Genomic DNA, 12,423 nt, shown 5'->3' on the forward strand with positions numbered 1-12,423 from the left:
TGGCAGTATTGATTCGATCTGCGGAGTGCCCGCACTCATTCGGCCAGTAGAACCGTTCCCGATGACCACATGCCCGCCGGGGGCCGCTGTGCGAGGCACTGTCCCCGGCGTTTTGCTCCCATGAGCCCATGAACCACAGCACACCGAGACACTTCTCGAAGACGGTCGCGATCAAGGCGACCGACGACGAGGAGCGCACCGCTACGGGGGTCGTGCTCACCACGAACGAGCTCGATCGCCAGCTGGATTTCCTCGACGCCGATGGCGTCCGGTCGATGTTCAACCCCTCGCCTGATGATGGGGTGATGCACACGAAGTTCCCGGACGGCCACGCCGAGCTCACCCGCAACGAGGTGCTCGACGAGAACGAGGATATCGACGGCCACGCGTTCAAGGCCGACGACTGGGTGATCCAGCGCCACTACACGGACGACGAGCGCTGGGAACTCGTGAAATCGGGTGTGCTGTCGGCCTACTCGATCGGCGGTGACGTCACCGACGCCGAAGAGTACGACGACGTCGACGACCTCCCCGACGAGGTGGAGATTCCCGACGTTGTGGTGCCGGAGTCGGTGCCGGATGACTACTGGCCGATCTCGAAGATCACCAACGGTTCGGTGAGCGAGATCTCCGACGTCGACATCGGCGCGGTGCCGTCGGCTTCGCATGCTGTCGTGAAGTCCATCGGGAAGAACGTCCTCGACCAGACGGACGGCCGCGACGAGTTTCTGGCGCTCATGGAGCAGCGCGGCGCGACGGAGGACGGTGCCAATGACCTCTACGACTACTTGGAGGGCATCGACAAGGACTACGACATGAGCAAATCAGCACCAGACGACGCGACGATCGGCCGCCGAGTCAAACGGATGATCGGCTTCGGTGGCGACGACCCATCCTTCGAGAAGCTCGCGAAGGACCTGACCGACGAACAGGGCCAGCTCGTCCAGCAGGCCATTGACGAGTTCGTCGAGGCTCAGGGCGAGAGCGACGTCGGTACGTTGCGAGACTGGATGTGGAACAAGGGCGACGACCTCGATCCCGACGTACGGACGGCCCTCGAGGCGGCGCTCGACGAGTTCTACGACGACCAGTATCCCAACAATCAGCAGGTCAATAGCGACTTCGCCGAGTGGGTCAGCAGCGAGACGGACATCGAACTCACGATCGACATGACAGACGACGACAACCCTGGGGGCGACGACAAGTCGCTCCCCGAACAGAACGCGGCACAGCTCGAAGAAACGAACCAGAAGCTCGACGACGTCCTCGAGGCCATCGGCAAAGCCGGCGACGGTGACGGCGATGGGGACGGCGACGGCGGCGGGGACGGTGGCGACGACAAGTCGCTCCCCGAGAAGAACGCCGAGCAGATCGAGGACATGACCGAGAAGGTCGGCGAAGTCTCGAAACGCGTCGAGCAGGTCGTCGAGCAGGGCGGCGGCGGTGGCGGCGGTAGCCAGCAGCTCGGCGAGACGAACGAGAACGAGACCACCTCGGAGAAGGCGGACATCCTCGACATCGAACAGGAGATCTTCGGATAATGAGCCAGACTCAGCGACAGCCCCAGCAGGACAACATCGGGTTCCAGAAGACCGTGCGACCCGACGGCCAGCCGGTCGTCAAGACGGCCACCGGCCAGGAACTCAGCAAGGAACAGGCGATCGCCGCTGTTCGCCAGAAGAACAGCGAGATCATCAAGCAGATCACCACCGGCGACTTCGAAAACGGTGGTCGGCTGAACCGCCAGCAGTTCGCTCGCTTCTACCAGGAGGTCATCGCGAACTCGAACATCCTGAACATGGTGCGCGTCGAGCCGGTCGACGGGCCCGACTCCGAGATCGACCGTATCGGTGTGGGCGAGCACCTGCTCCGCCCGGTTGGCGAGAACGAGCGTGTCATCGACCACTCAGTGAACACCGGGAAGGTCGACATCGACGTCTACAAGGCTGGCTTCGGCTGGGACCTCTCTCAGGAGGTCGTCGAGGACTCGATCGAGTACGAGAACACCGCGCAGATCATCCTCTCGATGTTCACCGACCAGTTCGCGTTCGACGTTGCGACGCTGGGCTTCCAGGGCGACGAGGATGCGACGGTCTCCGACGGCAGCGGCGGCACCATGCCCGACCCGTTCTACTCGCAGGTCGACGGCTGGGTAGCCAACGCGACGGACGACGGCGCGGACGTGAAGGGCTACAACGATGCCGTCACGCTCAACGAGGGCGTGATGTTCAACCTCACGCTCCAGATGCCCGACAAGTTCATCGACGCGACCTCGCCAGCGATCATGGCGCACCCGAAGCAGGTCGTCGCCTATCGGCGTTCGCTTTCAGACCGGAACACGTCGCTCGGTGACGAGATGCTCACTTCGGGCCGGATCCCGACGCCGACCGGCTACCCGCTCGTCCCGACCAACGCGATCGGGACGGACACCGTGATGTTCACCGACACGTCGAACCTCATCTACGCGCCACACCGCGATATGAACGTCAAGGTGACGACGGACTCGGAGAAGGTCGTCAAGAACGATCTCTTCGCACAGTACGGCGTGTTCGCCCGCCTCGACTACGCGGTCGAGCAGGGCAACGCGGTCGCGATCGCCGAAGAGCTCGCGGAACCAGAGCCGGTCGACCCGGCGGAGATGTGAGGTGAGCTGATATGAAACTCCAACACAAACCCAACGACTCGCCGAGTACGTACGACGGCCACGGTGTTCGAACCACGCCCGGCGAGACTGTCGACACCGAAGAGATCGACAGTGACCAGGACGCCGACGAGATCGGCGAGACGCTCCTCGAGACGGGCTACTTCCAGCGTGCCGACGAGGGCACGGACGCCAACACCGTCGACGATGGTGCTCCTGACGAGGTCGAGCCACCGTTCGACCCAACTGGGATGACGGTCGCCGAGATCCGCGAACGTCTCACCGACGAGGACTACACCGACGCCCAGCTGGTGGCGATGGCCGACGTCGAACGCGAGGACGGCGACGACCGTGATGGCGCGATCGACCTGCTCTCGGCGTCGCCGGAGAAATGAGTACCACCGGGGGCGATCCCGAGCGCTACCTCGAAGTGAGCGACGTCCAGGAGGAGCTCCCGTTCAACGCGAACGACTTCCCGCTCCAGTCGAGCGACCAGTACGACAACGCCCTCGAACGCGCGCTCGACGCGGCGTCTGGCATGGTCGAGGATTGGACGGACACAGTGTTCGCGACGACCACGCGGACCTCGACGCTCTCGCGGCCCGTCGGCGTCGCCGAACGCGAGCTCCCAATGCCGCATCGGCCTGTTCAGTCGGTGACCTCGGTCACGGTCGGCGGGCTCGTACTCGACAGCGAGGACTACCGCGCCGGCGAGACGTACCTCTACCTCCTGCCGAGCGCGCCGATCTCGGAGTGGCCGACCGACAACCTCGCGATCGACGTGACCTACACGCACGGTCGCGATGGCGTCCCGTCTGAGGTCAAGCGAGCTATCATCCGACTCGTTCGGAACGCGCTCGACCAAATCGAGACCGACGGCATGGAGTCCGACCGTACGGCGAGCGAGTCCTACACCTACCGCCCGCCGGAGGACATCAAGGCCGAGTGCGTGGCGATGGTGAGCGGCTACAGCGCTCCGTCGTACTACGGCGGCGCGCAGGTGATCTGATGGGGCTCTCGAAAGCGGATCGCGAGGCGGTCGAAGAGCTCGTACAGACTCTCGAGGACGCAGGCGCGGATGTCGGGAGCGTCAAGAAAACACGATGGGACGATGACGATCCCATCGATCTCGACATCAGCTGCGAACTCGACCCGGCAGAGTTCCACGAGTGACACCAGCATGACAGGCACAACCTACGAGTGGCGAAGCGACACGCCACGCATCCGACCCGACGGCGAACGCATCGGTGACGGCGACCCCATCGACCCGACCGACCACGAGCTACGGACGTGGCCCGATCGGGTCGTCGCCGTCGAGAGCACCGACACCGAACGCACCGACCGCTCGCTTACACAGACCGCCATCGAAGCCGCGACCGACCGCAAATTGCAGGAAATGGCTAGTCAGATCGACGGCGTGGCTGAGGATCAGAGCGCGGCCGATCTGCGCGCCGAGCTCTACGACCACCCCGACAGTGAAGCCGTCGCCGCGGCGGTCGCGGCGGTCGAAGATCTGGAGACCGACACCGGCACCGAGAACGGAGAGTAACCCGTGCCCCGCCATCGGAATCGCCAGTCGGCCACCCACTACCTCACCGTCGAGCGCGACGGTGAGCAAGAGATCACGTGCTCGGTCGACGACGAGTGTCCACCAGGCTATCACTGCGAAAACGGCATCTGCGTCGACGGCTACGGCGACAAGCCATCGGGCGAGACCACCGTCCTCGACGACGAACCCGTGGAGTACGAGCCCGAAACAACGGCCTACATCCGCACCGGGAGCGGCGAGCGCGTTCAGCGTGCCCCGAAGATCGGCGGTCGCGGGGCGCTCGCCGAGCTCGTCCAGGAGGGCGACGCGCTCACACTCACCCCGATGGCTGATTCGGGTGGTGGCGCGACGCTCACCAACCTTGAGGCGACGGGGATCGACCCCGAGTACGGTCGTCGAGCGCGAGTCGGTCGGACGGCTATCGAACTGGAGCAGAACTAACGATGGTCAAGACCGAGTTCAAATGGAAGCACAACCGCAACATGAAGGATGCGGCGAAGCGCCTGAACGACCTCCAGGATGAGGTCGGCACCTCGCTCAAATCGGCGTGTGAGGAGATCGGTCTGCGAGTCATCGCGACCGCGGTGCGGCTGGTCCACGTCGACACCGGCCGCTTGCGAGCGAGTCTGGAATCGCAGGTCGAAGAGGTCGGAAAGTACGCCGTCAAGGTGTCGATGGGTACGAACGTCCCGTACGGAGCCAACCAGGAGCGGCTGTACCCCTACCTCCGCCCGGCGATCCGCGAGAACGAACAGCAGATCGAGCGGATCGTAAACGACGCGCTCCAAGAGGCCGTTAAACGAGCATCATGACCTCTACATCAGACCGCGCGGCGGGCGGCGTCGCCGACCTCCGACCGGCGATGCTCGGCTGGCTCCGCGACCACCGGCCGCTGACGGAGCGCCTCGAGTGGATCGACTCGGTGGAGGACGGCGCGGATGCCATTCGACCACCGCGATACCTCCAGAGAGCGCGTGATGCGGACGGTGACGCGCCGGACATCGTGCTCACCGTGGAGGTCTGGACGCCGAATGTCACTCGTGCGAACTCGGAGACCCAGCGCACACACTCCGGGCAGGTGGTGCTCTCGCTCCGCTACGGCGTGAGCGAACACCTTCCCGGCCAGTGGGGCGACGAGGTCCGCGCGGAGATCGCGGCCTGCCTCACTCGGTATCGGGAGGGCTGGTATGCGCCCACCGTGACGGGCGGCGATACCGAACTCCAGCCGGTTGATGAGATCAACAGGGAGGAACTCGCTATCACGTACGGTCAAACACATCGCAACTGGGGCTAACGGCCCCGTCGACGACAGTACCGACTGACGACTAACCAGCGGCCAGCGATTTGCGGCGCGACACAACGACAACGAGAGACATCCAATGGCAATCGACGTAACCAGCAAGATCGAAGCGACGGCGAAGAAAGTATCAATCATCCTCGCGGAGTGGAACGAAACCGAGAGCGCCTACGATCGGACGGTAGTCGGGCTCACGATGAAGGACGATCTCACCACCACGATTGACAACGAGGATACAGATTTCACGCCGGGAGACGAGTACCAGACCCGGCGCTACGACGTCTCGGGGACGATGGACCTCGAATTCTCGATGGCGATCGCGAAAGACCTCTCCGGACTCGAAGCACTCGGGATGGTCGACTCGGACGGCAAGATGATCACCTCGGGCACGGAGAAGTGGATCGGGTTTGGCGAGGATCGCCACCTCGAATGGGCGTACTGGAGCGGTGAGCCCGACTACGAGAACGCCGACATCGTGGCGGACTCGGAGATCCTAAATCGCTTTAGCGATGTGAAGCTCGTCGCGCCGGAGTTCGATCCCTCCGAATCCCCCTACTCGGTGTCGATGACTGGGTGGGTAGAGGGCGACTTTTACGTCAACTACCCAGGGTATGATGCGATCAACGGCACTGACGGAGGTACTGGCACATGAGCGACGCTGGTGTGAAGAACCCTGGCGTCGCGAACGAACTCCAGGACCAGCTCGATCAGCAGGTCGCGGACGAGGTGGCGACGATCGGAGCGCTCGACGAGACGCGAAAAGACCTCGAGGGACGCGACCCGCCGCGTGACAACGCACCCGAAACCGCGGCCACGGACGGCGGCGAACTCGAAACCGTCGACGCCGACACCGCCGAGGTTGACGAGACAGCGGGCTACACCATGTCGGTCGACCGCCGCATCGGGAGCACCCATCTCGACGTCGAGTATCACGCACCCGGCGAAGAGGACGCTCGCGAGGCACGCCTACGGTTCGGGAAGCCGAACGGGCTCGCCAGTCGTGAACTGTTCGCGCCGATCGAGGAGGTCGAGGAGAGCGAAGGTCAGTCGGTCAACGAGATGACCGACTACATCTGGGGGACGCTCGCCGAGTGGTGTGCCGAGGAGCACGCCGACGGCGTCGACCAGTCACCCAGTGAGGCCGAGTTCTGGGCGACACGGATGGGGCTCGGCGATGCGATCAGCGTTCTCCAGGACCTCGCCCTCGGCATCGACCCAAACGCGTAGTCACGTACGCACAGTCCGACATCGGCCAGGCCCGCGGGGATCTTTACGAGAAGGCAGGCGTCTCGGGCCCAACGGAGTTCGGGAAGCTCCCTGAACAGGACCGGATCTTCTGGAGCGCCTGGCAAGAAGAACGCCAGGAACGCCAAGAAGAGGAGATGCCGGACGAGAACTGAGTAGCTCTTACTCCCGGCTCGCAGCCCGCTGCGAGAACCCCATTCGATACACACCAAATGGCATTATTCGACAACTTAGAGTCATCTCTCAAACTCGACGCGAGTGACTACGTTCGCGAGGCCGACAAGGCCGAGCGGGCGAGCAAGGACGTCGCCGACGCGACCGAATCGATGGGCGACGCGGCGGGTAATTCTGCCGGCGGTGCCGACCGAGCGAAGCAAGCCGTCGGAGGTTTGGCGGCCGGTGCATCGGCACTCGCGGCGGGTGGTCTCGCGAAGTCCATCCAGGCGGCGACGAGCTTCGAGTCGTCGATGGCCGACGTCGAGAAGGTCACCAGCAAGGGTATCGCCGAGAAGCTGAAGGGGAATTTCCAGTCGCTTGCCGAGGAGATCCCGATCTCCCAGCAAGAGCTCGCCACGCTGGGCGAGCAGGCTGGGAAGTTCGGTGTCAAGGGCGCAAAGAACATCACGAAATTCGTCGAGACGGTCGGCCAGATCTCCTCGGCGACCGATCTCGCGGCTGGCGAGGCCGGGACTCGATTTGCGAAGATCGCTGGCGCGATCGGATTGCCGATGGGCCAGATCGGCAAGCTCGGCAACGCGACCAACTCGCTCGCGGACTCGATGAAGACGGACGCAGGCGAGATCACAGACACCGCAAACCGCGCGGGGATCACGCTCTCGAAGCGCCTGGGGCTCTCGAAACAGTCGGTCCTCGGATTGTCGGCCTCGATGAATGAGGTGTCCCCGAGCGCCCAGCTCGCGGCCTCAGGACTCAAACAGGCTGCCGAGGCACTCCTCGATCCGAAAAAGGTCGGGAAGATCGCCTCGGCGCTGGGGATGACGAAAAGCGAGTTCATCCAACTTCGCGATCAGAGCCCGCAGAAAGCGTTCGATCTCGTCTCGAAGGCGATGGCGAAGGGTGGCGACCGCGCCACCGCGCTCGCCAAAGCAGTTGGAAAGCGCCCTACGCGGGCGTTCTCGGCGCTCGGCCAACAGGTCGGCCGAACTCACCAAGCGATGAAGACGGCCAGCGGGCAGTTCAAGAACGGGACGTCGCTCGCCCGCGAGATGTCGATCCGGACCGGGACGGCTGCCGGGAAGTGGCAACTGTTTAAGAACAAACTCCAGAACGTCGCGATCACGACCGGCGACGCCCTCCTTCCGGTGTTGCTGCGGGTTCTCGACCCGATCTCGAACGCGATCAGTCTGTTCGGCGAGTGGAATTCGAAGCTCGGCGGCATCCCGGCGGTGGTCGCGCTCGTCGCGACGGCGATCGGCGGGCTGGCGGTCGCGGCAGGAGTGTTCATCGGCCCGCTGACGACTGGTGTCACGATGATGGGAGCGCTTGCCGGGGCGGCCTCGGCGCTGCTCTCACCGCTCGCGCTCATCGGAACCGCCCTCGGAGCGCTCCTCTCTCCGATCGGGATCGTTATCGCTGGCGTGGCGGCGCTCGGCGCGGCGTTCGCGACCGACTTCGGAGGGATCCGCACGATGGCGATGCAGCTCGTCGGCATCCTCCGAGGTCAGTTTCTCACGATCTGGACGCAGCTGAAGGCCACTATCCTCCCGATACTCTCACAGATCGCAGCGGCGTGGGACGGCCAGGGCTCGCGCGTCCAGTCCGTCGCGTCGACTCTTATCGAGAATATCGGCGGGAGGCTCGTCCCGATCATCCTCCGATTCGGGGCGATGGCTCGTCGCGCGATCGCGTCGGTGGCCTCTTTTTGGAATACACACGGGTCGACGATCCTCTCGATCGTCCGGCTCCTTTCGACGAACCTCTCGGAGATGCTGATTCAGGCGATGGCGGCCGTTTCGTCGGCTCTTCAGGGCGACTTCGTCCAGATGCGAGGGGCGTTTCAGGAGTTCAAAACGGCCGCACTGAACATCTGGAACGCGATCTGGCCCCGCTTGAAACAGGCGGCGATGGCCGGTCTGCGGATGGCCTGGAACTGGGTGAAGGGGCCGGGCGTCTCGCTGGCGAAGCAGGCACTATCTTTCCTCGCCACCGCGGCCGTCGCGGCGTTCAACTTCGGGAAACAGCATATCCTCCCGGCCGTTCAGTCGGCGCTGCGCTTTGCCTGGAACTGGGTGAAAGGACCAGGCGTTCAGCTCGCGAAGCAAGCCCTCTCGCTGCTGGCGAGGGGTGCGGTAGCGGCCTTCAAGTTTGGAAAGCAGAACTTGCTTCCCGTCGTTCAGCGAGCGATCCGCTTCGCTTGGAACTGGGTCAAAACGTCAGGGGTTTCGCTCGCAAAGCAAGCCCTCGCGTTCCTAGGCCGCCAGGCTATTGCGGCGTTCACCTTCGCGAAAGAGAACATCCTCCCGAAGGTACAGACAGCGCTCACCGCCGCGTGGACTTGGCTCCGTACGTCGGGCGTCCAGCTCGGCCGTCAGGCACTCACGTTCCTCGGAAACCAGGCGATAGCCGCCTTCACGTTCGCGAAAAACAAGATCGTCCCGAAGGTCTCGAAGGCGCTCGGTGCGGCATGGACGTGGCTACGAACGACAGGCCTCCAGAAGGGCAAGCAAGCCCTCATATTCCTCGGAAATCAGACGATAGCGGCGTTCTCGTTTGCGAAGAAGAAGATAGTTCCGAAGGTTTCGAAGGCGATCGGGGCCGGATGGCAGTGGCTTCGGACTAAAGGACTACAGAAGGGCAAACAAGCGCTGATTTTCCTCGGAAATCAGGCCATCAACGCGTTCACGTTCGCGAAAAACAAGATCGTCCCGAAAGTATCCGGGGCGATCGGTGCGGCATGGACCTGGCTCAGAACGACAGGTCTCCAGAAAGGTAAGCAAGCGCTCGGATTCCTCGCAAACCAAGCCGTCAACGCCTTCGACCTCGGCAGTGGTGGCGGTTCCGGCGGTGGTGGCGGTGGCGGTCTACAAGGCAAAGCCGCCTCGGCGCTCTCGGGCGTCGGAGCGTGGCTTCGGAATCAGGGCGTCTCGATCCTGAGAGGTGCGCTCTCGTTCCTCGTCACGCAGGGAGCGAACGCGCTCTCGGCGCTCCAGCAGGCCGGCCGCCGTGTCGTCTCGCAGGCCATCGCCGCGATCTCGACGTACCTCCGAACGCAGGCTACGACGGACGTCAAAAACGCGTTCAAGGCGATCGGCCGCGGGATTAGGGCCGTTCTGGTCGGTCTGTTCAACGTCGGAAAGGGGATCGGGAGGATCGTCAGGCAGGGGATCGGCGCGATCGTCTCCTACCTCCGAAATCAGGCATGGTCCGATCTCAAGGGAGCTGCCGAATTCCTGTTCGGCGCAGCAGTCACGGCCGCGAAGGGACTGTTCGCTCTCGGAAAAGGGATCGGACAAGCGATACGGACCGGTATGGGGGCGATTTTCAGTTACCTCCGAAATCAGGCATGGTCAGACCTGAAAGGGGCTGCCGAATTCCTGTTCGGTGCCGCGAAGGTCGCTGCCGAGGCTCTGTTCAACGTCGGAAAAGGGATCGGAGGGGTCATCAAGGACTTCATGGGGGCGATCGTCTCCTACCTCCGAACCCAAGCGTGGTCTGACCTGAAGGGGGCAGCGGAGTTCCTGTTCGATGCAGTGATGGCCGCCGCAGAGGGCCTCTACCAGGGCCTCATCGGGAATTCACTCATCCCCGAGATGTTCGGGGAGATCGCCTCGTTCATCCGGAACTTCAACCTGTTCGCACCGGTCGACGCGCTGCTCTCGTCGGCCTGGCAACGGTTTGATAAATTCAAAACGGACGCCTTCAACACCGTTTCGAACCTGCTCGGCGAGGTCGTCACGGCGATCCAGAGCTGGTCGCTGCTCCAGAAGGTCAACTCGGCGCTGAAATCCGTCTGGCTACGATTTGACAAGTTCAAAACGGATGCTGTCAACACGATCAAGCAGACCGTATCGGACATCCTGAGCGCTGTCTCGCCGAGGAACCTGAAAAGCAAGCTCAAGTCGAAGATCGGCGGCGCTCTCGATGGGGCGAAAGAGAAGTTCAAATCGCTCTACAACGACGTTGTCGGGAACTCGATCGTGCCAGATATGGCGAGCGATGTGGTCGGCGTCATGGACAAGATGGACATGGCTGGTCCGGCGGGCCGCGAGATGGGACGTGCGTTCGACCAGTTCGCCTGGTTGCAGACGAACGCGAAAAAGCGTACGGACAAGCTCAATCGCGAGACGCTGAACAACATCAAGGCGATGGCGTCGGCGACGTCCTCGCGAGCGAAGTCCTGGGTCGGATCGTTCGTGAAGCCCTTCGGGCAGGCAAAAGACCGCGTCTCGGGGCTGTTCTCCGACTTGCATCACATGGTGGTCGGGGGCTCGATCATCCCCGATATGCTCTCGGATCTGGTCGCCGAGTCGAAGGGCTCCTGGGCAAAGCAGTTCGTGAGCCCGTTCGTCTCCGCTGCGGATCAGGTGGCCGATCGCCTCGGAAGGCTTCGAAAGCAGGCAGCCCGAGCAGCGAAGGACACCGCGAAGCAGGCGAAGAAGGCCGCCGCTGCGGCCTCGGGCGGTGGTGGTGGCAGTAACGTCCGGAAGCGAGCCGAATGGGCTGGCGAGCGCTACAAAACAGTGCGGAAGGGCCGCCTCGCCGGCATCCCGAAGCCGCTCGCGAAGCAGATGCGAGACGTCTACAAGAACCAGGTCAAGGGCAAGCGTTCGTGGGCCTCGTACGTCAAGCGAGCGCGGAACTACGGCGAGAACGCCCGCGGCAAGAAGGGTGTTTGGTACGAGGACACCGCCGTCGCGAAGATGGCGTCCAGTGGGACAGTGCTCTCCGACGGCCTCATCTACGCCCACAAGGGTGAGGACGTCGTCCCGGCGAAGACCAGCCAGCCGTACTCCGGCGGTAGTAGAAACTCGAAGAAAGAGGTTCACTACCACCAGGAGAAGACGATCCTCAAACTCGACGCCGAGGAGACGCGGAAGTTCATGCGTGGCGAGGCGGTCGACGTCGTCGACGAGAAAGAGTCCGAGAAGTCGGAGAGTCTGAACAACGCGAATACGGACAGCACCGACGACGTTTCGCTGTTCTAAGTCACCGATAGTGGACCACACTCATGTCAGCAACCAATAGCACCAGCGACACCGACTCGATCGAACAGTATTGGCGACTCGCGGGCGTCCCGCTCGACCTCCACGACGGTCCCGAGCCCACTATCACACCCGGTACGTCCTACGACTGTACCGCGCTCACGACCCTCCAGTCGGACTCGCCGGAGGGCGAATGGGGGAGCGCCACCGAACGCCATCGGTCGCTGCTGGCGTACGGCGCGCGAGCCGGGAAATATACACTCCACGAGTCGGGCGGACGAGTCGCCTACACCGAACAGCACGATGGCGCGGTGCCGAACGGCACGCTCGCTGTGAGTCTCCGGCCGCCAGTCGACTCGATGTTCGTCCACGGAGGGTGGTTCATCGTCGAGAGCGTCGAGAACGCTTCGCCGAATCCGGAGATGCCTCAGCTCTCGATAGGGTTAGTCTACCTCGCTCCGCTGGACCGCTACCCGACGCGCTCGACGCTCGCCTACGACCTCGAAGCACCCGCGCTGTAAACACAACG

At 63.4% G+C, this 12,423-nt stretch carries 13 protein-coding genes; all 13 read left to right on the forward strand.

Features of this window, described 5'->3' with window-relative positions:
- Nucleotides 1-128 precede the first annotated feature (128 nt).
- A complete protein-coding gene (locus C447_RS09840; protein ID WP_007693392.1) occupies nt 129-1,541 on the forward strand; it encodes an XkdF-like putative serine protease domain-containing protein in 1,413 nt (470 codons plus the stop codon).
- Nucleotides 1,541-2,644: a phage major capsid family protein gene (locus C447_RS09845; protein WP_007693394.1), complete on the forward strand. Its 1,104-nt coding sequence runs from the start codon at nt 1,541-1,543 to the stop codon at nt 2,642-2,644. The genes C447_RS09840 and C447_RS09845 overlap by 1 nt, the downstream gene beginning before the upstream one ends.
- 11 nt (nt 2,645-2,655) lie before the next feature.
- Entirely contained in the window at nt 2,656-3,036 is a 381-nt protein-coding gene (locus C447_RS09850) for a hypothetical protein (RefSeq protein WP_007693403.1), read from the forward strand.
- On the forward strand, nt 3,033-3,650 hold the full coding sequence (locus C447_RS09855) for a hypothetical protein (RefSeq protein WP_007693405.1): 618 nt from the start codon (nt 3,033-3,035) through the stop codon (nt 3,648-3,650). Before C447_RS09850 ends, C447_RS09855 begins: the two co-directional genes overlap by 4 nt.
- On the forward strand, nt 3,650-3,814 hold the full coding sequence (locus C447_RS17940; RefSeq protein ID WP_153300666.1) for a hypothetical protein: 165 nt from the start codon (nt 3,650-3,652) through the stop codon (nt 3,812-3,814). The genes C447_RS09855 and C447_RS17940 overlap by 1 nt, the downstream gene beginning before the upstream one ends.
- Before the next feature lie 7 nt (nt 3,815-3,821).
- Nucleotides 3,822-4,190, forward strand: coding sequence for a hypothetical protein (locus tag C447_RS09860; protein WP_007693407.1), 369 nt, complete (start codon nt 3,822-3,824; stop codon nt 4,188-4,190).
- 3 nt (nt 4,191-4,193) lie between these two features.
- On the forward strand, nt 4,194-4,631 hold the full coding sequence (locus tag C447_RS09865; protein ID WP_007693409.1) for a dickkopf-related protein: 438 nt from the start codon (nt 4,194-4,196) through the stop codon (nt 4,629-4,631).
- Between the two features lie 2 nt (nt 4,632-4,633).
- Nucleotides 4,634-5,002 carry an HK97 gp10 family phage protein gene (locus C447_RS09870; RefSeq protein WP_007693411.1) on the forward strand — a complete coding sequence of 123 codons (369 nt, stop codon included), beginning with the start codon at nt 4,634-4,636 and terminating at the stop codon, nt 5,000-5,002.
- Nucleotides 4,999-5,484: a hypothetical protein gene (locus C447_RS09875; RefSeq protein ID WP_007693412.1), complete on the forward strand. Its 486-nt coding sequence runs from the start codon at nt 4,999-5,001 to the stop codon at nt 5,482-5,484. The genes C447_RS09870 and C447_RS09875 overlap by 4 nt, the downstream gene beginning before the upstream one ends.
- Before the next feature lie 85 nt (nt 5,485-5,569).
- Nucleotides 5,570-6,139 (forward strand): hypothetical protein, encoded by a 570-nt coding sequence (locus C447_RS09880; protein WP_007693414.1) that lies wholly within the window; start codon nt 5,570-5,572, stop codon nt 6,137-6,139.
- Nucleotides 6,136-6,714: a hypothetical protein gene (locus C447_RS09885; protein WP_007693416.1), complete on the forward strand. Its 579-nt coding sequence runs from the start codon at nt 6,136-6,138 to the stop codon at nt 6,712-6,714. Before C447_RS09880 ends, C447_RS09885 begins: the two co-directional genes overlap by 4 nt.
- A 230-nt stretch (nt 6,715-6,944) precedes the next feature.
- Nucleotides 6,945-11,897, forward strand: a complete 4,953-nt coding sequence (locus tag C447_RS09890; RefSeq protein ID WP_007693418.1) for a phage tail tape measure protein — start codon at nt 6,945-6,947, stop codon at nt 11,895-11,897.
- Nucleotides 11,898-11,920: 23 nt separating this feature from the next.
- On the forward strand, nt 11,921-12,415 hold the full coding sequence (locus C447_RS09895) for a hypothetical protein (RefSeq protein ID WP_007693420.1): 495 nt from the start codon (nt 11,921-11,923) through the stop codon (nt 12,413-12,415).
- Nucleotides 12,416-12,423: the final 8 nt, after the last annotated feature.

Origin of the sequence: Halococcus hamelinensis 100A6 (genome assembly GCF_000336675.1) — an archaeon.
Taxonomy (GTDB): Archaea; Halobacteriota; Halobacteria; order Halobacteriales; family Halococcaceae; genus Halococcus; species Halococcus hamelinensis.